Genomic DNA, 22,060 nt, shown 5'->3' on the forward strand with positions numbered 1-22,060 from the left:
TTTCCGCGCGTGCCGACCTGACCGACACCCCGTCAGGTCCACCCCTGGTAAGCGCGGCACAGCGTTTCCGCGCGGACCGCGCTCCCGTACGTCTCCTCAGACCACGGCCCGCGCTCCCGTACGTCTCCTCAGACCACGGCCCGCGCCCGCTCCACCACCGCCCGCAGGTCCAGCGTGTGCGGGAGCGTCCCGAAGGCCGCGCCGCCGTCCCCGCCGAGCCGCGCCGCGCAGAACGCGTCCGCCACCTCCGGCGGAGCCCATCGCACCAGCAGCGCGCCCTGGAGCACCAGCGCCAGCCGCTCCGTGAGCCGCCGCGCCCGCGCCTCGATCCCCTCCAGGTCCGCCAGTTCGCCGAGGAGCCCCCGGATGGCCCGGTCGAGCCGGTGGTCGGCGCCCCGCGCCGCCCCCACCTCCCGCAACAGCGCGTCGAGGGCGGCGGGCTCGGTCCGCAGCGCCCGCACCACGTCGAGCGCCTGCACGTTCCCCGAGCCCTCCCACACCGAGTTGAGCGGGGACTCCCGCAGCAGCCGGGGCATCCCCGACTCCTCCACGTACCCGTTGCCGCCCAGGCACTCCAGCGCCTCCGCCACCATCGGCGTGCACCGCTTCGTCACCCAGTACTTCGCCGCGGGCACGGCGATGCGGAGGAAGGCCCGCTCCTGCTCGGCGCCGTCGCCGTCGCCGTCGACGGCGTCGTAGGCCGCTGCCAGACGCATGCCGAGGACCGTCGCCGCCTCGGACTCGACGGCCAGATCGGCGAGTACGTTCCGCATCAGCGGCTTCTCGACGAGCAGCCCGCCGAAGGCCGAGCGGTACGAGGCGTGGTGCACGGCCTGCGCCACCGCCTGCCGCATCAGCGCCGCCGAGCCGAGGACGCAGTCGAGCCGGGTCGCCGCGACCATGCCCATGATCGTCCGGATCCCGCGCCCCTCCTCGCCCACGCGGCGCGCCCAGGTCGTCCCGTCGAACTCCACCTCGGCGGAGGCGTTCGACCGGTTGCCCAGCTTGTCCTTGAGCCGCTGGATCGCGAAGGCGTTGCGCGAGCCGTCCCCGAGCACCCGGGGCACCAGGAAGCAGGTCAGTCCGGCCGGCGCCTGCGCGAGGACCAGGAAGGCGTCCGACATCGGCGCCGAGCAGAACCACTTGTGCCCCGTCAGGACGTACTCGCCGTCGGCCGTCAGCGGCCGGGCCTCCGTCGTGTTCGTCCGGACGTCGCTGCCGCCCTGCTTCTCCGTCATCGCCATGCCGAGCAGCGCCCCCGGCTTCTCCGCGACCGGACGGAGCTCCCGCTCGTACACGTGCGAGAGCGCCGCCGGTTCCCAGACCGCCGCGAGCTCCGGCTCGGCGCGCAGCGCGGGCACCGCGGCGTGCGTCATCGACACCGGGCAGCCGTGCCCCGCCTCCGTCTGCGACGCCACCAGGAACCCGGCGGCCCGCCGCACATGACCACCCGGACGGCCCCACGCGTGCGTGAGCCCCGCCGACACGGACTTCCCGAGGAGCCGGTGCCAGGCCGGATGGAACACGACCTCGTCGATCCGCCGGCCGTACCGGTCGTGGGTCCGCAGCCGGGGCGGGTGCTCGTTCGCCTGCTCACCCCACTCCCGCGCCTGCGCCGAACCGGTCGCCCGGCCCAGCAGGCTCAGATCGTCGCGCGCCTCCGCCAGGAGGTCCGGGGAGAGGTGGCGCTCGACCGCCTCCGTCAGCGCCCGGTCGCTCGTGAAGACGTCGTATCCGAGCAGGGGCGGAGCCTGGTTGGTCACGGTGTGGGTGCTCGCTGCCATGCCGATACGGTAAGCAGGTGCAGGCAGCAAGAGAAACACCCGATCGGCCCGAGCGTCGGCCCTGGAGCAGGCTCCACCGCGCGCGCGTCCTCTACCGCAACGTCTCGAAGCGGAAGATGGCCTGGCTGCTCCTCAAGGACACCGTCAACTCGTGCATCGAGTACCGGATCCTCGGCCTCGCCGCCGAGGCCGCGTTCTTCACCCTGCTGTCGCTGCCGCCCCTGCTGCTCGGCCTGATCGCCGTCCTCGGATACGCCGACGACTGGACCAACACCGACACCGTCGCCAGCATCCGGGAGAACATCCTCCACGCGGCCGGCACGGTCCTGTCCGACCGGGGCGTCCACGAGATCGCCGAACCCCTCCTCGACGACATCACCCAGGGCAAACGGCCCGATCTGATCTCCCTCGGCTTCGCCATCGCCCTCTGGTCCGGCTCCCGCGCGGTGAACGTCTTCATCGACACCATCACCGTCATGTACGGCCTCGACGGGCACCGGGGCATCGTCAAGACCCGGCTCCTCGCCCTGCTCCTCTACATCGTGGCGCTGCTCATCGGAGCCGTCGTGCTGCCGCTGGCCGTCGTCGGCCCCGACCGGGTCGTCGAACTCGTCCCCTGGGGCACCGAGGTCGTCGCCGTCCTCTACTGGCCGGCCGTCATCCTGCTCTCCATCGCCTTCCTCACCACGCTCTACCACGTCTCCGTGCCCGTCAGGTCGCCGTGGATCGAGGACATCCCCGGCGCCCTCGTCGCCCTCGGGATGTGGGTCCTCGGCAGCTTCCTGCTGCGCATCTACCTGACCAGCCAGGTGGAGGGGCCGACGATCTACGGCTCCCTCGCCGCGCCCATCGCCGTCCTCCTCTGGATCGGCATCTCGGCCTTCGCGGTCCTCGTCGGCGCCGCCGTCAACGCCGCCATCGACCGCGTCTGGCCCTCCGTCGCCACCGCCGCCGCCCGCGAGGCCAACGAACGGGCCCGCGCCGTCCAGGCCGCCGAACTCGTCGCCCGCGTCCGCGCCGAGGCGGAGGACGTCGACGAGGACGACCCGGACATGCCGTCCGAGTTCCCCGAGCGCTGGTCCAGGTTCCTCCCCCCGGACGACGTGAAGTCCCGCCTCCACTCCGGCTGGGAGAAGGACTGAGCCCGTCCCCGGGCCCGGGGACTACGCTCGAAGGATGTACGAGGAGCGCCCCGCCCTGCTCGACGGAGCCGTGCTGTGGACCCGGTCCGCCGCCGGCCCCACGGCGGACCGGCCCGTCCTGCCCGACGGCTGCATGGACCTGATCTGGGCCGACGGGAGCCTCCTCGTCGCCGGACCCGACACGCGCGCGTACGCACCGGGCGAGTTCGCCGCGCGGTACGCCGGCGTCCGATTCGCCCCCGGCGACGCCCCCGGCTTCCTGGGCGTCCCGGCCCACGAGCTCCGCGACCGGCGGGTCGCGCTCGGCGCGCTGTGGGGCGACGCGGCGGCGCGGCGGCTCGGCGAGCGGATCACGGAGGCCGCCGACCCGGCCGCCGCCCTGGAGGGCCTCGTCCTGCGCCGGGCCGCCCGGGGCCCCGGGCCCGACCCGTTGCTCCGGGCCGTCGTGGCGCGACTCGCGGCGGGCAGGCCAGTCGCCGAGACGGCGGAGGCGGTCGGGCTCGGCGCCCGGCAGCTGCACCGGCGCTCCCTCGACGCCTTCGGCTACGGCCCGAAGACCCTCGCCCGCGTCCTGCGCCTCCAGCGCGCGCTCGCCCTGGTCAGGGCCGGGGTGCCCTTCGCGGAGGCGGCCCTGCGCGCGGGCTGCGCCGACCAGGCCCACCTGGCACGGGAGACCCGGGCCCTCGCGGGGACCACCCTGGGCGCCTACGCGGCTTCCACGTCCGCGAAGAGCGAGACCTCGCTGCCGTCCGGGTCGAGGACCACCGCGTAGCGCTGCCCCCACTCGGCGTCCCAGGGCTTCAGGTGCCCCCGGTACCCGGCGGCGACCAGCTCCTCGTAGACCGCGTCCACCTCCGCCGGCACACCGCACCGGAAGGCGAGCCCGACCCGGTTGCCCACCGGACGCGTCCATCCGGGATCGAAGGAGCGGACGACGTCCTCCGTGTCCCAGGCGATCCGCAGCCCGCCGGCCGCCGCCTCCACGTGCGGGGCCGACTCGGCCCCGGCCGGGACGTCCAGGCCGAGGCGCCGGTAGAACGCGAGCGAGGCGGCCATGTCCGAGACGACGAGACCGACGAGGTCGAAGCGGGGAGCGATGCGCGGTGCTGTGTCCATGACCGCACGGTAGGCACCGCGGCGGCACCGGGTCTTGTACGAATCGGACGCGGCCCCCGGCCGCCTCCCGCACCGCCCGGTCCTCGTCCGCCACGACCCGCGCCGCCCCCGGCGGCCCGCCCTGCCGCAGCCTGCTCCCCCCGGCCGAACTCCTCCCTCCCGGCTCACAGGCCGCGGTCCGCCATGACCTTCCGCTCGGCACGCTCCACGGCGGCTCGCGCGGCCGGGTCACCACCGGCGCGCTTCACGGCGCCGCGCACCAGGGCGAGGTAGAAGAGGGCCGGCGCGCAGGGGGTCCACCGCTCCTCCGGCTCGTCCGCGATGAAGCCGAACACCGACTCCGGGTCCGCGTCCACGAACTCGAACCGGTCGTGTTCCCACTTGTCGGTCACACCGCGCGTCCAGCGAAGGCGCAGCGCCGGCTCGTCGAGCTCGGGCACCACCGCGCGGAAGAACGCCGCCCACTGGTGGTTGATCAGGTCGAGCCCGAATCCGAGCAGCTCCACCTCGGCGATGTCCCCGTCGTGTACGGCGAGTTCCTCGAAGAGGGCCCGGCGCGCCACCGCGTGCAGGCTGACCGGGCTGCCGTCCCGGCGCAGGTCGTGCTGCTGGGCCAGGCCCTCGTTGGCGGAGGAGTTCCACCGCGCGCTGTTCGGCCCGGCGACCTGGGCGCTGCGCCGGGAGAACAGCATCTTGCCGTCCTTGCCGGTCTCCAGGGCCACGTTGACGCCGAAGCTGCAGTTCATCCAGGAGGGCGCGTCGACCGGGTCTCCGCCCTCCAGATACTGCTGGCGCAGCGTGAGGCCGTTCCGCTGCCGCTGGTCCAGGTTGAGCGAGGTCGTGAGGAAGTCGAAGTAGTCGGCGTCCCGCAGGGCGAGGGACACCACGGGCTCCTCGGCCAGATGCGTGCGGGTGACCACGACCCGCTCGACCGCGAAACGCGCGTTGTTCCACCGGTGCGGCAGCCCGCCGGCCTCTTTGCGCTCCTCCTCCGCCTCGATGGACCGCCGCCAGGCGGCGATCTCCTCCGGGAACTGCACGCGCTTCGGCGTGTACTTGACGTGGACGTTCTCCTCGTCGACGGGCCGTGTTCCGTCGCCCTCGAAGAGGTGACAGCCTGTCGCCCGGCCGACTACGGTGAACCTGTCGCGCATCGCCAACTCCACTGATGAACAAGGTGTGATGGACACTGGGGGGTGCTGTCGATCTCATGCTACGGAACAACACGGACCACCGGTTGGCGTTGCTGAAGGCCGAGCGACGGTCCTCTTCCCTGGTGGGCACGATCGCCGTACCGGAGTACCTCCATCCGGACGCGGAGGAGCGGCGGAGGCTGTGCCGCCCACAGCTGGCCGAGGTCCGTGACCGCTTCACGGAGACGATGCGGGAGGGGCTGGGGTTCGGGGAGACCCTCCGGATCGACCGGGGCGGAGCGACCCGGCAACAGCTGTGGGCCGGACTGGAGGAGTTCCTGACCGCCGGCGCCCGGCGGAAGACCCTCTACTGGACGGGGCACGGGGTCCAGCGCGGCGACGAGGGCTACTTCCTCGCCTGCGCCGACTCGTGGCAGTCGGGCGAGTTCGACCCCGCGCGGGCCGTCCCCCTGCTCGAACTGGTGGGGTTCCTGCTGCGGCCGGAGTACGAGACGGACACCCTGCTGATCATCGACGCCTGCTCCTCGCAGAGCTACAACTCCCTGAGCGAGGCGGTGCGGCACGCCGTGGAGCTGGAGCGGGACTCCGCGGTGACCCGGGCACGGGGGAGCCGACGGAAGGGCTTCGCCGTCATCGGCACCTCGGGAGCGGACGCGCAGGTGCCGGCGGGCCGCTGGGTGACATGGCTGGAGGAGGCGCTGGCGAAGCCGGACTTCGTGGCGGACGACCAGGCCCGCCCGTTCGAGCCGTCCGCGCTGTACCTGCCGCTGCCGTATCTCTGCGGTGCCGTGGACGCGCGGGCCGCGGACGACGGCCTGGACGAACCCGCGCAGCGGCCGGACTGCCGGGAGGTCCGGGCGCTCCCCAACAACTTCCTCGACAACCCCCATTACCGTCAGTCCGACCGGCCGGTGTACACCCCGGCGGTGCTGACGCGGCGGAAACCCTGGATCGAGGCCGAGCAGTTCGGTCTCGAGGAGAACAGCCACCTCAGCCGGCACTTCGCGGGCCGGAGGGACGCGCTGAGCCGGATCGTGCGCTGGATGGACACCCACCCGAAGGGCCTGCTCGCGGTGACGGGCCTGGCGGGCACGGGGAAGACCGCGTTGCTCGGCCGGCTGGCCCTCACCTCCCTTCCGAGCTGGCGGGAGACCCTCGGCCCGGGCCTCGACCCCGCGACGCTGCCCCGTGCCGGGACCATTCACGCGGCGCTGAGCTGCCGGGGGCAGTCCGCCCATTCGCTGGCCGCGCATCTGCGGGAGGTGCTGGCGGACATCGACGGGGCGCCGTCGCTGCCGGAGGAGCCGGTGGCGTCGGAGAAGTTCACGGACGCGTTCGAGGGGCTGGTCGGCCGGGCGGGGTCGTTGAACCTGCTGTTCGACGCGCTCGACGAGGCCCTCCCGGACCAGGCGCACGCGATCGCCCGGCACGTCCTGGGCCCCCTGGCGAACACGCCCGGTGTCCGGGTGATCGTCGCCACCCGGACGCAGCCCCGTCGGCGCACCACCGCGCCCGCGGAGGAGGAGTCGCTCCTGGACACCCTGGAACTCAGTGTCGACCCCATAGTCCTCGGGGACGACGAGGAGGCGCGCGCCGGCATCACGGGCATGGTGCTGTCCGTACTGGACACCGAGCGTTCCCCGTACCGAGGTGACGCGCGGCGGGAGGACCGCGACTGGACGGCAGAGACCGTCGCGGCGCGGAGCCAGGGCTCGTTCCTGGTGGCCCGGCTGGTCGCGACCGGGCTCGCCCGGCGGACCACGGTCGCCGCCGAGGCCGAGCTGTCGGCGTGGCTGCGTGACGGCGGCACGGGTCTGCGCACCCGCCTGGCGGAGGAGACGCGCCACCTGAGCGAGCAGCCCGGCGCGCAGCGGGCCCACGAGGTGCTGCGGGCGCTGGCGGTGATCCAGGGCCCCGGACTGCCCCCGGACGCGACCTGGCTGACGCTCGCCAACGCGCTGCGCGAGGCCGGTTCACCGGAGCTCACGCCGGAGGACCTGCGGCAGGTGTGCCGGAACGCCGACGGCGGCATCGTCGCCACCCAGAAGGACGGCGTGCGGCAGGCGGCCGGTCGGACGCGCCATCAGCTGGCCCATCCGAGTTACGGCGAGTTCTTCCTCTCCGACGCCGGACTGACCGCCCGGGAGGCACACCGCAGGGTGCTCGACGCGCTGCGCGCCCGCGCCGGCGGCGACTGGAGGGGCGCCGACGAGTACACCCTCGAATACGCGGGCGCCCACGCGGCCCAGGTGGGGCCGGACGCCCTGCGGGAGCTCTTCGAGGACGTGGGCTACCTGCTGCGCACGAACCCCGACGTCATGCTGCCGCTCGCGGCGGGCCTGGCCCGGGACTGCGACGGCGCCGCGTTGTACGGCAGGGTCGCGAGCCTGTTCCCCCGTGCGGCCGGCCCGCTGTCGGCGTCGGCTCTGCTGGAGCGCAAGGCCTTGCTCAGCGCCACCGCCTTCGTCAGCCACCGCGACGCGACGTACCGGACGCTGCGGCACACCGACGGCTTCCTGCCCTGGCAGGAGTACTGGACCGATGTCCCGCCGGACCCCCCGGAGTGGCGGCGCGCGGCGCCTCCGGGCGGCGCGCGGGCGCTGAGCTGGCGCGCCGGGACCGGGGCGGCGGGGCCGACCCGGGCGGACACCCTGACCGCGGGCGGACTGGGGGAGATCCAGGTCCTGCACCCGGAGTCGGGCGCCCGGCTGCTGACCCGCCGGCTGCCCCGGACCGGCGGGGAGCGCGGACGTCCGTTCGGCGAAGTGCGTGAGGTGGGCGCGGGAGCCCGCTGGGTCACCATCGCCCGGGACGATCAGGCCGTGTACTTCTGGCGCGCGGGTGCCCGGACGCCCGATCAGGAGTACCGGTGGGGCGGCAGCGTGCGGGCCCTGTCGGCGGCCGAGCTGGAGGGCAGGTGCGTGGCCCTGGCGGCCGACGGGGACCGGGTGTGGGTGTGGTCCTGGGAGAGCGGCACGCACCTGGACACGCGGCTGAGGGAGGTCCGCACGGCGGACGTGCGGCAGCTCGCGGCTTTCACCGCGGGCACGCGGATGTTCGTCCTGGCAGCGGGCACCGAGCGGGTGGAGCTGTTCGAAGTGGGCCACACCCGCCACGGTGACGGCGGTCTGCGCGTCTGCCGGACCGATCCCGGCGTGACCCTGGCGGCACCCGCACTGGACGCCGCGGCGTTCACGGTCTCGCCCCGGGAGGTCCTCCTCGCCGTGGCCGACGGGACCGCCGTGTACGTCTGGCGGTGCGAGATCGTGTCCGGGCGGCCGGTCCTGGAAAAGGTGGCGGAGCACCCTTCGAACGCGCGCGGCCTGGCCTTCGGACGGTACGGCGACGAACCACTGCTCGCCGGATACGAGGAGGTGGCCGTCCGGATCTGGTCCGTCGCGCGGCCCGGACGCGAGGCCACGCTCGTCCTGAACGCCCCCCGGGAGGGCGCCATCGCGTTCGAACCGGACGGTCGGGGACTGCTCGCGGTCGCCGACGGCCCTTACATCCGGGTGGTGGACGTGGTCCCCGCGCTGGAGGCCGGCTACGGGATCCAGCGGCGGCCGAGCAACGAGCGCCCGGTCCTCGCCCTGGCCGGCGCACCGGACGGTCCGCCCCTGCTGTGCCGGGCCTGGCACGACCGGATCCGGGTCTCCCGGCCGGAGCAGGGGGATCCGGCCGACCTCCCGGCTGCGGAGCTCGCCCACGACGGGTACACGGTGACGGCGGTGGCCGCGGTCCGGGCGGCGGACGGCTGGACGGTGGCCGCCGCGGCCGGCCGGACCGTACGGCTGTGGCGGCTCGACGACAGCCTGTCGGTCGTCACCCACCGGGACATCCGGCTCGGCGGGGATGCCGGCCAGCCGGCCCGCGCGCTGAGCCTGGTCGGCGACGCGGCCGCCCTCACGCTGCGGCTGAGCGTGGCGGACGGCCGGCGGCTGGTACGCCGCGAAGTCCCCGCCGATCTCTCGTCCGCCGGGGTCGCCGTGCGCGAGATCCGGACCGACCGCGGGTTCTGCGGGATCGACACGCGGGTCCTGCGGGACGGGTCGTACTGGATGGCCGGTGACCTGAGTGACCAACTGCGGGTCTGGACCGAGGGCGAGCACGGCGTCGAGCAGCGCGTCCTCCTCACGGCCGACCCCTCCTGCCTCGCCCTCGGGGAGCTGTACGACGACGAGGACGACGCCTCGATGCCCCTGCTGGCCTGGGCGGTCCACGGCAGCGTGTACGTCAAGGACTGCTCGGGCGACGAGAGCCTCCACCTCCCGGAGCGGCTGCCGGGGGACTTCCCCGACGTGACGTCCCTGGTGTTCGCCGGTCCGGTGGAGCGGCCCGTGCTGTTGCTCTGCATGCCGGGGACGGTGTCACGCGCCTGGGACGTCTGGTCCCGGGAGTGGACGGACGGACCTGGGATTCCCACGCGGGGGTACGACGTGCACGCCGTCCGCACCGCGATGGACCCGGAGGGTCTGGTGATGGCGCTGCAGGGGGAGGACCGTTGCGATCTGATCCGGCTGCCGCACACGTTCTTCGGCGCCGGGACACGGGGAGGGTGAATGGAACACGATCTGGTCGTCTTCGTCCCGGGGTTCCTGGGCACCAGGCTGTGCCGGGACGGCCGGGACGTCTGGGCACGATGCAGCGAGCGGCTGATGGGTCCGGCGGCTGCGGCGCTCACCGAGGCGGCCCTTCCGCCGGGGCTGGGGGACGCGCTGCCCGAAGGTCCCTTCCGGCTGGACGCCGACGCGCTGCTCCAGGTCCCGGACTCCGTGCCCGGGCTGCTGTCCTGCATGGGCTATCCCGACCTCCGTGCCGCCCTCGGCGACCCGCTCGACGCGCAGTTCGTGCCGTTCGGGTACGACTGGAGGCTGTCCCACCGGCTGGTGGCCCGGCAGCTGAAGGCGCGGGTTGCGCGCGAGCTGGACCGGTGGCACGCGGAGGTCGACGCGCACTACCCGGACCGGACCGACGATCCGCGCGTCATTCTGGTCTGCCACGCGACGGGCGGTCTGATCGGGCGACATTATCTGGAGTGCGAGGACGGCCGGGAGACCGCCCGGACCCTGGTCACCCTCGGCACCCCGCAACAGGGGCTGGCCCAAGCCGCTCGGCTGCTGGCCGGTCATGCGGTCCCCGGCGGCGCGGGCCCCGGCGCGGACGTGGCCGCCCGGCTGAACGAGGCGCTGCGGGACTGGGCGCTCAACCTGCCGGCGGTCGTCGAGATGCTGCCGGCCTACCCCGCGGTGCGGGTCGAGGGGAAGAGCCGCGAGCGGCAGATCACCGACAGCCGCCATCCGGTTCCCGGACTGCCGGGCGACGCCGTCCGCGAGGCGCTGGCCTTTCGGGAGGAGTTCCGCTCGGCCCGCGACGGGCACCGGAGGGCCGGCCCCCTCCCGTACGCCGTGCACTGCCTCGGCAGCGTCGACTTCCCGACCCCCGAGGCGCTCGTGCTCTCCTCCGACGGGTCACGGATCACCGATGGCCCGCCGGGGCCCGGTGACGGGACGGTGCCGCGCCGGTCGGCCGTCGCGGACTGGACCGGTACGGACCCCATGCTGTGGACCGGCTTCCGGAACGCGGACCTGGCGAGCGGCCCCGCGCTCCGGGACGCGATGCTCGCGATCCGCGCGGGACGTCCGCCCGGCGGCACGCTCGCCGGTGAGGAGGGCATCGTCCTGCACTTCCCCCGGGACCTGGTCGTCGCCGGCCGTCCGTTCGTGATCGAGCTGCTGGGGCACGACCTGCCGCGGCGCAATCTGCGGACGTTCATGTGGCGTTCGGGCCGTACCGACAGGCACCCCGTCGTCTTCCGGCAGTACGAGCCCGACCGCTATCGGGCGGAACTGGAAGTCCCTCCCGGACGCTGGGTGGTCGAGGCGCTGGTCGACCGGCCGAAGGGGCGTGACCGGAAGGACGTGACGGTCGTGGTGGCATGAGACGGGAGCTGGGATGACCGGAACCGACGCCCCGGCCTGGCAGCAGTGCGGGCACCTCGACGCCGGGGAACGCTGCCGGGGGCACAGAGCGGGGTCGTACACGGCCTGTCTGGCGCATCTGGACAGTGCCGAACGGGCGGCCTACCTGGCCACGTTGACCCCCGGAGCCGACCTCGACCACCGGGGCACGCCCTTCACCCAGAGCCTGCTCGACGAGCTCCTCGCCCCGCTCAGGGATCCGGGGAGCGGGCGGGCGCGGGTGGGAGGGGCGTCGTTCGACGAGGTGCGGTTCACCGGAGACGCGGAGCTCCAGGGGATCGACTTCGGCGGCTTCTGCTCCTTCTCGTCGGCCGTGTTCGGCGGGGGCGTGTACGTCCACGACGTGCACGTCGGGGGCGATTTCCGCCTCGGCGCGGCGCAGGTCGCGGGAGACGTGTGGCTCGATGACACCGACGTGGACGGTGATGCCTGGTTCTACGAGACGCGGATCAAGGGCACGCTGCGGTTCCATGTCCGCGAGGTCGGCCGCGGTGCGATGTTCAAGGGCATGACCTGCGGGGACGCCTACTTCTCGGGTGTCCGGACATGCGGCGTCGCCTCCTTCGAGGGGGCGGTCGTCGACGGGGAGGCCGCCTTCGACGGCGCGGTCTTCGAGGAAGGTGCCGACTTCCAGAGGGTCCGGATCGCGGGCCGGGCCTGTTTCGACGGTGCGCGTTTTCACCGGGGCGCAGCCGGCTTCGGCGGGGCGGACATCGGCGGGGACGTGCTGTTCGCGGAGGCTCGCTTCGCGGCGGAGGCCACGTTCGACGGGGCCGCGATCGGCGGTGACCTGTCGTTCTCCGGGGCCCGGCTGGAGGCCGGCGTGGGTTTTCGGCGGGCGGTGTTCCGGCGCACCGCCCGGATCGGCCCGCTGGTCTGCCCGGGGAGGGTGGACTTCTCCGACGCCGTGTTCGAGGCCGCGGTGACGCTGGAGGCCGCCGCGCGGGAGGTGCGTTGCCGGCGGACGCGGTGGGCGTCCACCGCCGCGCTGCGGCTGCGGTACGCCGGAGTGGACCTGAGCGACGCCGTGCTGGAGTTCCCGATGAGCGTCGTCGGCCGGCCCCGCCCGTTCGTCTCGCCGGAGGGCGAGGTGATCGCCGAACCAGGACTCGTCGACAGCCGGGTGCGCGTCACCTCGGTCAAGGGCGTGGACGCCGCGCATCTGGTGCTGGCCGACGTCGACCTGACCGGCTGTCTCTTCGTGGAGGCGGTGCACCTGGACCAGTTGCGGCTCGAAGGCCGCTGCCTCCTGTCGTCACCGCCTGTCGGGCTGCGCTGGACACGCCGCCGGACCCTCGCCGAGGAACACCACTGGCGGGCGACCCGCTACGGCGACGGCTGGACGTCCGCGCCACCGGGCGTCGAGACGCCTGAACCCGCCGTGCTCGCGCCGGTCTACCGGCAGCTTCGCAAGGCGCTCGAGGACGGCCGGAACGAGCCGGGCGCGGCCGACTTCTACTACGGCGAGATGGAGATGCGCCGCCACGACACCGCGGCGTCCCGCGGTGAGCGGACGCTGCTGCGGCTGTACTGGGCGCTCTCCGGATACGGCCTGCGCGCCGGGCGTGCCCTGACCTGGCTGATCCTGGCGATGACGGCCACCGTGCTCGCGATGATGCTGTGGGGGCTGCCGCGAGCCGACCCGGAGCCGGTCAGCGCGGGGACCGTCGACGGCCGCCGGGTGACTCTGACGACCAAGAAGCCGGAACCCGTCAACCCGGAAGGGCCGTACGCCAAGCGTCTGTCGACCGCGCGGTTCGAGAAGTCCGTGAGGGTGGTGGCCAATTCGGTGATCTTCCGGGCCTCCGGACAGGACCTGACCACCATCGGGACGTACGTCGAGATGACCGCCCGCCTCGTCGAGCCGGCCCTGCTCGGGCTCGCCGTCCTCGCCGTGCGCAGCCGCGTGAAGCGATGACGTGCCCCGCCTCGCCGGGCACGCCGTCGCGCCGGACGGGTGCGCGACCATCGCCGAGGATCGGTGCCCGACCGGCCCTGTCCGCGGTGGAAGGTTCGTCCCTCCCGATAAATCGGTGGTGCCGTGGCCTCGGGTGAGGTTATGGTGCTGCTCGTCCGTCCCCGAGGGAGCGGACCAGTTCGTCGAGAAGAAGCAGGGGGTGAGGACATTGATGACTGTCACGGTGACGGGATCTGCCCGCATTCAGGAGTTCATCGTTCCCACCCCTGTGGTCTCCGGCTGACACCCACTCGACTTCCGCGCGCTCGGAGCGCGCCGCCGGGGCCACCCTTCGAAGGGTCCCCCTTGTCTTTCCCGCTTTCCTCCCTCTCCTCTTCCTCCTCCCTCCTCGACGCCCACGGCTGGGACTCCGGCTGGGCCGCCGACTTCGCGCCCTACGCCGCCCGGGGGCTCGTCCCGGGGCGGGTCGTCCGTGTCGACCGCGGCCAGTGCGACGTCGCCACCGCCGAGGGGGTCGTCCGCGCCGACACGGCGTTCGTGACCCCGCACGACCCGCTGCGGGTCGTCTGCACCGGCGACTGGGCCGCCGTCGACCCGGAGGGCGTCAGCGATCCCCGGTACGTGCGCGCGTGCCTGCCGCGGCGTACGGCCTTCGCGCGCTCCACCTCCTCCAAGCGGTCCGAGGGCCAGATCCTCGCCGCCAACGTCGACCACGCCGTCATCACGGTCTCGCTCGCCGTCGAGCTCGACCTCGGCCGGATCGAACGCTTCCTCGCCCTGGCCTGGGAGTCCGGCGCCCAGCCGACCGTCGTCCTCAGCAAGGCCGACCTCGTGCCCGACCCGGTCGGGCTCTCCTACCTCGTCGAGGACGTGGAGACGGTCGCGCCCGGCGTGCAGGTGCTGCCGCTCAGCTCCGCCACCGGGGAGGGGCTCGACGTGCTCACCGCGACGATCGCGGGCGGCACGACCGTGCTGCTCGGCGTCTCCGGCGCCGGCAAGTCGACCCTCGCCAACGCGCTGGTCGGCGAGGACGTGATGGACGTCCGGGCCGCCCGTGACGTCGACGGCAAGGGCCGCCACACCACGACCACCCGCAACCTCTTCGTCCTGCCCGGCGGGGGAGTCCTCATCGACACCCCCGGACTGCGCGGCGTCGGCCTCTGGGACGCCGAGGCGGGAGTCGGCCAGGTCTTCTCCGAGATCGAGGAGCTGGCCGGGGACTGCCGCTTCCACGACTGCGCCCACGAGTCCGAGCCGGGCTGTGCGGTGACGGCGGCGATCGAGGACGGCTCGCTGCCCGTGCGCCGCCTGGAGAGCTACCGCAAGCTGATCCGCGAGAACCGGCGGCTCGTGGCCAAGACCGACGCCCGGGTGCGCTCCGAGATGCTCAAGGAGTGGAAGCGCATGGGCGCGGGCGGCAAGGCCCAGATGGAGTTCAAGCGCCAGGGCCGGCTGGGGTAGCGGCGTGCCGACGGGCCTCCCGCCCCACCCGTAGCGCGGTGTCCGAAAACCGCGAGCCGGGTGGTGGCGGCTCCCGCACACTGGGAGCCATGAGGGACGACGACACCCGCTACGAGGCGGTCAGCAGCAGGGACGCGCGGTTCGACGGAGAGTTCTTCTTCGCCGTCCGGACCACCGGCATCTACTGCCGTCCCAGCTGCCCCGCCATCACCCCCAAGCGGCAGAACGTCTCCTTCTACCCCACGGCCGCCGCCGCCCAGGGCCACGGCTTCCGCGCCTGCCGCCGCTGCCGTCCGGACGCCGTGCCCGGCTCCGCCGAGTGGAACGTCCGGGCCGACGTCGTCGGACGCGCCATGCGGATGATCGGCGACGGCGTCGTCGACCGCGAGGGCGTGCCCGGCCTCGCCGGCCGGCTGGGCTACAGCACCCGGCAGGTGCAGCGCCAGCTCACCGCCGAGCTGGGCGCGGGACCGGTCGCGCTGGCCCGCGCCCAGCGGGCGCACACCGCGCGGCTGCTGCTCCAGACCACGGGGCTGCCCGTCACCGAGATCGCCTTCGCGGCCGGGTTCGCCAGCGTCCGCCAGTTCAACGAGACGATCCGCGCCGTCTACGCCCGCACCCCCACCGCCCTGCGCGCCGAGGCGGGCAGCGGCGCGGGAGCCCGCACCGCGCTCGCCGCCGGGGTGCCGCTGCGGCTCGCCCACCGGGGGCCGTACGCGGCCGGCGAGGTCTTCGACCTGCTCGCCGCCGAGGCCGTGCCCCGGGTGGAGGAGGTCGTCGGCGCTCCCGGCGCCCGCACCTACCGGCGTACGCTCCGCCTCCCGTACGGCACCGGCGTCGTCTCCGTCGACGAGCGCTCCGGCGGACGCTGGCTGGAGGCCCGGATCCACCTCACCGAGCTGCGCGACCTGACCACCGCCGTGCACCGGCTGCGCCGGCTCTTCGACCTGGACGCCGACCCCTACGCGGTCGCCGAGCGCCTCGGGGCGGCCCCGGCGCTCGCCGCCGAGGTGGCGGCCCGGCCGGGCGTGCGCTCCCCGGGCACGGCCGAGCCCGAGGAGTTCGCGCTGCGGACGGTCCTCGGCGCCGAGGAGTCGGCCCGGCTCGTCGAGCTCCACGGCACCCCGCTGGCCACCCCCTGCGGGACCCTCACCCATGTCTTCCCCGAGCCCGCCGTCCTGACGGAGCACCCCGTCGCGGGGCCGCTGGCCCGCGCCCTCGCCGACGGAGCCGTACGCCTCGACCCCGGCGCCGACCGCGACGAGGCCGAGCGCGCCCTGCTCGCCGTCCCCGGCGTGACCGCCGAGGCCGCCGCGCTGATCCGGATGCGGGCCCTCGGCGACCCCGACGTGTCTCCGGCGGGTGCCCCGGAGGCGGAGGAGTGGCGCCCCTGGCGCTCCTACGCGGCGCGCTACCTGGGCGCGAGCCCGGAGCCCGCCCGGACGTAGTCCTCCCTCAGCCCCAGATCACCGCGCCCGCCCAGGCGCCCACGACCAGCAGGCAGGCGAAGAGCTCGACGAGCACGCTCGTGCCGGCCGCCCGCATCACCGTCCGGGTCGCCGCCCTGGCCTGGCCGTGACCGCCGAGGCGGAGCCGCTCCGAGAGGTAGATCCCGCCGACGAAGCCGGGGATCGCGCCGACCACCGGGATCAGGACGAAGCCCAGGGCGGCGCCCACCCCCGCGTACGTCACCATGCGCCGGGTGATGCCGACGCCCCTGAGGCGGCGCGGCGGCAGCTGCCAGACGATCACCTGGGTGAGGAGCAGCAGGCCGGTCGAGGAGGCCAGCAGGATCCAGGCCAGGTCCGTGCGCTCGTGCAGCGCCCACCAGAGCATCGCCGCCCACACCAGCCACGTCCCCGGCACGCCGGGCGCGAGCACCCCGAACAGGCCGAGCAGCATCACCGTCGCGATCATCAGGAGCTGCCACACACCCACGCTGCCAGCGTGCACGACGGCCGGGGTTTTCGCAGGTCGCGCGGGGCGGACGGGGGACGCGGCAGGGGTCAGGCCGCCAGGGGCAGGGCGGCGGCCACGAGGTTCCGCTCCTTGCGGCTGATCAACGGGAAGACGATCTTCAGGGCGGTCTCGCCGTACGGCGAGGAGAGGACGAAGGAGGAGTTCAGGATCCGCTCCCTGACCGCAGAGCGGACCAGGCCGTCGCGGGGGATCGTCATGGTGTGCGCGACCGGCTTCGCGAACACCGGATCCGCCCGGAAGACGAAGAGCCGGCGGTCGGTCATCGCCAGGTACATCGGGACCGGCGCCGGTATCGCGGCCATCGAGCCGCCGCTGAGGATGGCCGACGCCACGCCGAAGGCCGCGGTCCGGCTGACGGAGACCGTGCTCAGGCCGACGACGCACGTCACCTCGATCCGCTCCCCGGGCTCCAGCATCGGGGCCACGGTGGCCAGCAGGGCGCGACGGCGTCGTCCGTTCATGGGGGCTGAGCTCCAGGGGATCGAGGGTGCAAGCGGAACAGGCCGCTCACCTTCCCATACGCCCCGTGGTCAGCCGCGGGCCACCCACCCCTTCTCGTACGCGTGCCAGCCCAGCTGCAGCCGGGTCGTCACCCCGGTCAGCTCCATCAGCCCCTTCACCCGCCGCTGCACGGTCCGCAGCCCCAGATCCAGCTGCTTGGCCACGCTCGCGTCCGTCATCCCGGCGAGCAGCAGCGACAGGATCTCCAGGTCCATCGCGTCCGGGCCCGGGGCCTCGTCCTCGGTGATCTGCGCGCCCGCCCCGAGCCGCAGCGGCAGCGCCTCGCGCCACACCGACTCGAAGAGGCCCATCAGCGATTCGAGGAGCCCGCTCGCGTGCACGACGATCGCCGCCGGCTCGGCGCCCCGGCCGGTCAGCGGGACCATGGCCAGGGACCGGTCGGCGACGACCAGCTTCGTGGGGACCCGGTCGGCGACCCGGATCCGCTCCTCGCGGCTCAGCGCCGCGGAGAGTTCGAGCAGCCCCGACGGGAGCGTGAGCACCTCGCGCTCGATCACCACCCGGTAGCGGACGCCGCGCCCGGCCGCCTGCTCCTCGGCGTGGTTCTCCAGACCGGAGACCGCGATCGGCTTGCCCGTCACCAGGGCGCAGACCTCCTCCTGGGCGCCCAGCTGGAGCTGGAGGAAGCGGTGGGTCACCGCGCTCGCGCCGACCACCACCTCCACCAGGTCGTGCACGGCCGCCTCCGCGGCCTCCGCCCGGTACTCCTCGGCGAGCAGCTTGGCCGCCAGCTCGGCCTGCTCCAGCTCGTGCCGCTGCTGGGTCAGCAGCGCGCCGAGCGCGACCCCGGGCGGCGCCGCGACCCACCGGCCGGTGCGGGCCGAGGACTGGGCGGCGAGCCCCTGCGACTCCAGACGGCGCAGCGCCCGCTCGGTGTCCTGCTCGGGCAGGGCGAGCCGGTGCGCGAGATCGGTGACCTCGGCCGCGCCCAGCGCGACCAGGGCGCGGTACGCGGACTCCTGGCGTTCGTCGAGTCCTATCGCTCCCAGCATGGATGCCCCACCCCTCGCCGCACCTCCGGCGGTCGGTCCCGGATCTTCCGGGGACGCTCACCGGAGGCATTCGTTCCGTTGGTGACCTGGCGGGAAACGGCCACGGCGTATTCCCGCCTCTCCCATCATCCCTGTACCGCCCTCACCTCTGCCAATGTGGCGCCACCGCAGCACCAACAGCCTCCGGCGAAGGGCACCTTATGCCCATTTTCCGGATTCAGATGGGGAGAGCGATGCGCCCGATTCCGCGTACGGCCCTGGGGGCGGCGACCGCCGTCGTCCTGGCCGTCACCGCGGTCGCGCCGTCCATGGCCGATGAGCCGAAGGACGACGCGACCGGCAAGCGACCGCTGGTCGGCAGCGAGGCCTCGGCCCGCACCGGCGACGGAGCCAGGACCGCCACGGTGACCCTGGTCACCGGTGACCGCGTCCTGGTCACCCGGGACGCCGAAGGCGACCCGGCGGCCACGGCGCTGCCCCGGGAGGACGGGACCGTCCCCCTGGTCCAGACCCGCCGCTCCGGCCAGGACCTGTACGTCTACCCCGAGGGCGCCACCGCCGCGCTCGCCGCCGGACGCGTCGACGAGCAACTCTTCAACGTCACCGGCCTGATCCGCCAGGGCTACGACGACGCCGCCACCACCACGCTGCCCCTCATCGCCGTCTACGGCTCCGACCTCGCCCGCTCCGTCCCCGCCGCCCCCCGCGGCGCCCGGCGCGGCCAGGTCCTCAAGGCCGTCGACGGCGTCGCGCTCACGGCGGAGAAGAAGCAGGCCGCCACCTTCTGGGCCGACATCGCCACCCCGGCCGCCCGCTCCGCCTCCGGGCTGAAGAAGCTCTGGCTCGACCGCAAGGTCGAGGCCACCCTGGAGCAGTCGACGAAGCAGATCCACGCCCCCGAGGCCTGGGCCGCCGGCTACGACGGCAAGGGCACCAAGGTCGCCGTCCTCGACACCGGCGCCGACGCCGAGCACCCCGACCTCAAGGGCCGCATCGTCGCCTCGGAGAACTTCACCGACTCCGCGAGCACCGACGACCACCAGGGCCACGGCACCCACACCCTCTCCACCGTGGGCGGCTCCGGCGCAGCGAGCGGCGGAAAGAAGAAGGGCGTCGCCCCCGGCGCGGACCTCCTCAACGGCAAGGTCCTCGACGACTCCGGCTCCGGCGCCGCCTCCTGGATCATCGCGGGCATGGAATGGGCCGTCGCGCAGGGCGCCGACGTCGTCTCCATGAGCCTCGGCAGCCCCGTGCCCACCGACTGCACCGACCCGATGAGCGTCGCGGCCGAGGAACTCGCCCAGAACGAGGGCACGCTGTTCGTCATCGCCGCCGGCAACTCGGGCCCGACGCACAACACCGTCTCCTCGCCCGGCTGCGCGCCCAGCGTGCTCACCGTCGGCGCCACCGACCGCGACGACTCCACCGCGTGGTTCTCCAGCCGCGGCCCGACGATCGTGAACCACACCCTCAAGCCCGAGGTGGCGGCGCCCGGCGTCGGCATCTCGGCCGCCGCGGCCGGCGGCCGCGGCGTGTACGCCTACCGGTCCATGTCCGGTACGTCGATGGCCACCCCGCACGTCGCGGGCGCCGCCGCCATCGTCAAGCAGCGCCACCCCGACTGGACCGCCCAGGAGATCAAGTCCGCGCTCGTCGCCTCCGCCGACAGCGGCGTCCCCGGCGACGTCCGCGAGGTCGGCGGCGGCCGCCTCGACGTCGAGGCCGCGATCGACCAGACGGTCCTCGGCGCGCCCGCCGTCCAGGGCGGCACCTTCGACTGGCCCCAGGACAAGAGCGACCGCACCACGGTCTCCGTGCCGTACACCAACACCTCCGACGCGCCGGTCACCCTGAACCTCGCCGTCGAGAAGGTCACCGGCAACGACGGCTCCGCCGTCCGGTCGGCCGTCGCCCGCCTCGGCGGGCGCACCGTCACCGTCCCGGCCGGCGCCACCGTCGAGGTCCCGCTCGACCTCGACCCCGACGCCCGCCTGGAGCGCGCCCAGTACGGCGACGTCACCGGCCGCGTCGTCGCCACCGGCAAGGGCGGCGTCCACGTCTCCACCCCGTTCTCGCTGTACGTGGAGCCCGAGACCGTCACCCTGCGCGTCAAGCTGATCGACCGTCAGGGCGAGCCCGCCTCCGGCGCCTCCTCCCTCGACGTCATCGGCACCGACGACGCCACCGGCGAGCGCCGCTTCAACGACGGGGCCGCCGACCAGGTCTACCGCCTGCGCCCCGGCAGCTACTTCCTCTCCTCCTTCGTCACCACGCCCGACGCGGGCGAGGGCGCCACGCTGAACGACTCGCTCAGCTACCTCGGCCGCCCGCAGGTCGAGCTGAAGAAGGACACCACGGTCGTCCTCGACGCCCGCAAGGCCCACAAGCTGTCGGTGAGGACCGACCGGGCCTCCGAACTCCGCGGCGCCACCATCGCGTTCGCCCGCTCCTGGGACGACTACTGGCTGCACGCGGGAACCGCCACCGGCCCGCGCACCCTCCGCGGCTACTACGCCTCGGTCGAAGGCGGTGCGGACGAGGGCGACTTCGAGTTCGGCAGCTACTGGCGGGCCGCCGCACCGCAGATCACCTCGCTGCGCACCGGCGACGGCCTCGCCCTGCACCCGCTGACCGCCTCCCTCGGCTCCGACAACCTCGACGGCACCGGCTCCGCCGGCCTCGTCGACGCCGGAACGGGCACGCCGGACGAGCTCAAGGCCGCCGGCGTCCAGGGCCGCATCGCCCTCGTCCGCCTCCCGGACGACTCCACCAACGCGGGCGCCCTCGCCCGGAACGCCAGGACCGCGGGCGCCGTCGCCGTCGTCACGTACCACGCGGCCCCCGGGCGCTGGTACCCCACCGGCGGCTTCACCGGCCTCGGACTGCCCGTCCTCTCCGTCCCGTCCACGGAGGCGACCGCGCTCCTCGGCAAGCTGGCCGCGGGCGGGACCACCCTCGCCTGGAACGCCACCGCGAAGACCCCGTACCTCTACAACCTGGCCTTCCCCGAGACCCGCGCGATCCGGGACGACAAGGACTACCGGGTCCACGACGCCACGCTCGGCCGCACGGACTCGACCTACGGCTCGTCCGGAGTCACCACCGACTTCACTGACTTCCCGGCCGCCTACCGCCCGAACGGCGTCGGCGTCTCCTTCGGCTCGCTGGAGACCGTCCCGGCGCCCGGCACCCGCACCGAGTACTACTCCGCCGGTGACACCGCCTGGCAGCAGATGGTCAACAGCAGCTTCCCGTTCGGGGAGATCATGATCGGCGCCCGCCACGCGTACCGGCCCGGCGAGAAGCGCACCGAGAAGTGGTACGACGGCGTCATCGCCCCCACCGCCCCGCGCGACACCACCGGAAAGCCGGTCCTGGTCTCCGAGCGGCAGGGCAACCTCATCGGCTTCGCCGACGCCATGTGGGGCGACGGCACCCACCACGCCGAGCCCGGCTCCTTCGGCGACATCGGCAACCTGAGCCTCCGCCGCGACGGGGAGCTCCTCGGCGAGACCGGCTGGCCGTTCGGCGTCTTCGAAGTACCGGCCGAAGCCGGGACGTACACGCTCGAACAGAACACCATGAAGATCGGCAGCAAGGTGTGGGCCCGCTCCACGTCGGTCAATTCGGTGTGGAAATTCACCTCCAAGCTCGATGAGAGCGTCTATTCTCAGAGCATCCCGATTCTCTTCCCCCGGTACGACCTTCCGGAGGACGGACTCAAGACCCTCGCCGCGACCGACGGCCAGCACATCGGCCTCACCGCGACCGGTCACGCGGGCTACACTCCCGCGGCGCTCACCTCGGCGAAGCTCTCGTACTCCTATGACGGCGGTACGACCTGGACCGAAGCGCGGGTCTCCCAGCAGGGCGACGGCTGGACCGCGACCGTGAACCACGCGGGCGCGACCGGCAAGCAGGTCACCCTGAAGGCCGAACTGACGGACGCCAACGGCAACTCCGTCACCCAGACCGTGGTCCGCGCTTACGACGTGCGCTGATCACGCCGGTCC

14 protein-coding genes are annotated in these 22,060 nt (G+C 73.8%); 8 read left to right on the forward strand and 6 right to left on the reverse strand.

Annotation, left to right across the window (positions count from 1 at the left end; all coding sequences use genetic code 11):
- Positions 1 to 128 precede the first annotated feature (128 nt).
- A complete protein-coding gene (locus ACFYUZ_RS35835; RefSeq protein WP_389316396.1) occupies positions 129 to 1,784 on the reverse strand; it encodes an acyl-CoA dehydrogenase family protein in 1,656 nt (551 codons plus the stop codon).
- Between the two features lie 17 nt (positions 1,785 to 1,801).
- Here ACFYUZ_RS35835 and ACFYUZ_RS35840 point away from each other — a divergent pair, with 17 nt between their 5' ends.
- Positions 1,802 to 2,926: a YihY/virulence factor BrkB family protein gene (locus ACFYUZ_RS35840; RefSeq protein WP_389316398.1), complete on the forward strand. Its 1,125-nt coding sequence runs from the start codon at positions 1,802 to 1,804 to the stop codon at positions 2,924 to 2,926.
- 34 nt (positions 2,927 to 2,960) lie between these two features.
- Entirely contained in the window at positions 2,961 to 3,698 is a 738-nt protein-coding gene (locus tag ACFYUZ_RS35845; RefSeq protein WP_389316400.1) for a helix-turn-helix domain-containing protein, read from the forward strand.
- On the opposite strand, the gene ACFYUZ_RS35850 is transcribed toward ACFYUZ_RS35845, so the two are convergent.
- Together ACFYUZ_RS35850 and ACFYUZ_RS35855 are read right to left on the reverse strand one after the other, a co-directional pair.
- Positions 3,632 to 4,042, reverse strand: coding sequence for a VOC family protein (locus ACFYUZ_RS35850; RefSeq protein ID WP_389316402.1), 411 nt, complete (start codon positions 4,040 to 4,042; stop codon positions 3,632 to 3,634). The two genes, ACFYUZ_RS35845 and ACFYUZ_RS35850, sit on opposite strands and share 67 nt — an antisense overlap.
- A gap of 164 nt (positions 4,043 to 4,206) precedes the next feature.
- Positions 4,207 to 5,196 (reverse strand): translation initiation factor 2, encoded by a 990-nt coding sequence (locus ACFYUZ_RS35855; protein WP_389316404.1) that lies wholly within the window; start codon positions 5,194 to 5,196, stop codon positions 4,207 to 4,209.
- A 56-nt stretch (positions 5,197 to 5,252) separates the two neighbouring features.
- Here ACFYUZ_RS35855 and ACFYUZ_RS35860 point away from each other — a divergent pair, with 56 nt between their 5' ends.
- From ACFYUZ_RS35860 to ACFYUZ_RS35880, 5 genes are all read left to right on the forward strand, one after another.
- Positions 5,253 to 9,755 carry a peptidase C14 caspase catalytic subunit p20 gene (locus ACFYUZ_RS35860; RefSeq protein ID WP_389316406.1) on the forward strand — a complete coding sequence of 1,501 codons (4,503 nt, stop codon included), beginning with the start codon at positions 5,253 to 5,255 and terminating at the stop codon, positions 9,753 to 9,755.
- A complete protein-coding gene (locus ACFYUZ_RS35865) occupies positions 9,756 to 11,135 on the forward strand; it encodes an esterase/lipase family protein (protein WP_389316408.1) in 1,380 nt (459 codons plus the stop codon).
- Positions 11,136 to 11,148: 13 nt separating this feature from the next.
- The gene (locus ACFYUZ_RS35870; RefSeq protein ID WP_389316410.1) at positions 11,149 to 13,092 is read left to right on the forward strand and encodes a pentapeptide repeat-containing protein; all 1,944 of its coding nucleotides are present in this window, start codon (positions 11,149 to 11,151) and stop codon (positions 13,090 to 13,092) included.
- 345 nt (positions 13,093 to 13,437) lie between these two features.
- Positions 13,438 to 14,553: a ribosome small subunit-dependent GTPase A gene (gene rsgA / locus ACFYUZ_RS35875; protein WP_389316412.1), complete on the forward strand. Its 1,116-nt coding sequence runs from the start codon at positions 13,438 to 13,440 to the stop codon at positions 14,551 to 14,553.
- 89 nt (positions 14,554 to 14,642) lie between these two features.
- On the forward strand, positions 14,643 to 16,001 hold the full coding sequence (locus tag ACFYUZ_RS35880; RefSeq protein ID WP_389316414.1) for a DNA-3-methyladenine glycosylase 2 family protein: 1,359 nt from the start codon (positions 14,643 to 14,645) through the stop codon (positions 15,999 to 16,001).
- Positions 16,002 to 16,008: 7 nt separating this feature from the next.
- Here ACFYUZ_RS35880 and ACFYUZ_RS35885 read toward each other — a convergent pair whose 3' ends face one another.
- From ACFYUZ_RS35885 to ACFYUZ_RS35895, 3 genes are all read right to left on the reverse strand, one after another.
- The gene (locus tag ACFYUZ_RS35885; protein ID WP_389316416.1) at positions 16,009 to 16,491 is read right to left on the reverse strand and encodes a DUF456 domain-containing protein; all 483 of its coding nucleotides are present in this window, start codon (positions 16,489 to 16,491) and stop codon (positions 16,009 to 16,011) included.
- 68 nt (positions 16,492 to 16,559) lie between these two features.
- Positions 16,560 to 16,994, reverse strand: coding sequence for a hypothetical protein (locus tag ACFYUZ_RS35890; RefSeq protein ID WP_389316418.1), 435 nt, complete (start codon positions 16,992 to 16,994; stop codon positions 16,560 to 16,562).
- A 69-nt stretch (positions 16,995 to 17,063) separates the two neighbouring features.
- Positions 17,064 to 18,047, reverse strand: a complete 984-nt coding sequence (locus ACFYUZ_RS35895; protein WP_389316420.1) for a helix-turn-helix domain-containing protein — start codon at positions 18,045 to 18,047, stop codon at positions 17,064 to 17,066.
- 233 nt (positions 18,048 to 18,280) lie between these two features.
- Here ACFYUZ_RS35895 and ACFYUZ_RS35900 point away from each other — a divergent pair, with 233 nt between their 5' ends.
- Entirely contained in the window at positions 18,281 to 22,048 is a 3,768-nt protein-coding gene (locus tag ACFYUZ_RS35900) for a S8 family serine peptidase (RefSeq protein ID WP_389316422.1), read from the forward strand.
- Positions 22,049 to 22,060 lie beyond the last annotated feature (12 nt).

Origin of the sequence: Streptomyces sp. NPDC004266 (assembly GCF_042874095.1) — a bacterium.
Lineage (GTDB): Bacteria > Actinomycetota > Actinomycetes > Streptomycetales > Streptomycetaceae > Streptomyces.

Bases quoted from the DNA above. Each gene is read 5' to 3' on its own strand.
- ACFYUZ_RS35835 (WP_389316396.1), bottom strand. From the start codon at position 1,784: ATGGCAGCGAGCACCCACACCGTGACCAACCAGGCTCCGCCCCTGCTC.
- ACFYUZ_RS35845 (WP_389316400.1), top strand. From the start codon at position 2,961: ATGTACGAGGAGCGCCCCGCCCTGCTCGACGGAGCCGTGCTGTGGACC.
- ACFYUZ_RS35850 (WP_389316402.1), bottom strand. From the start codon at position 4,042: ATGGACACAGCACCGCGCATCGCTCCCCGCTTCGACCTCGTCGGTCTC.
- ACFYUZ_RS35855 (WP_389316404.1), bottom strand. From the start codon at position 5,196: ATGCGCGACAGGTTCACCGTAGTCGGCCGGGCGACAGGCTGTCACCTC.
- ACFYUZ_RS35860 (WP_389316406.1), top strand. From the start codon at position 5,253: ATGCTACGGAACAACACGGACCACCGGTTGGCGTTGCTGAAGGCCGAG.
- ACFYUZ_RS35865 (WP_389316408.1), top strand. From the start codon at position 9,756: ATGGAACACGATCTGGTCGTCTTCGTCCCGGGGTTCCTGGGCACCAGG.
- ACFYUZ_RS35870 (WP_389316410.1), top strand. From the start codon at position 11,149: ATGACCGGAACCGACGCCCCGGCCTGGCAGCAGTGCGGGCACCTCGAC.
- ACFYUZ_RS35880 (WP_389316414.1), top strand. From the start codon at position 14,643: ATGAGGGACGACGACACCCGCTACGAGGCGGTCAGCAGCAGGGACGCG.
- ACFYUZ_RS35890 (WP_389316418.1), bottom strand. From the start codon at position 16,994: ATGAACGGACGACGCCGTCGCGCCCTGCTGGCCACCGTGGCCCCGATG.
- ACFYUZ_RS35895 (WP_389316420.1), bottom strand. From the start codon at position 18,047: ATGCTGGGAGCGATAGGACTCGACGAACGCCAGGAGTCCGCGTACCGC.
- ACFYUZ_RS35900 (WP_389316422.1), top strand. From the start codon at position 18,281: ATGCGCCCGATTCCGCGTACGGCCCTGGGGGCGGCGACCGCCGTCGTC.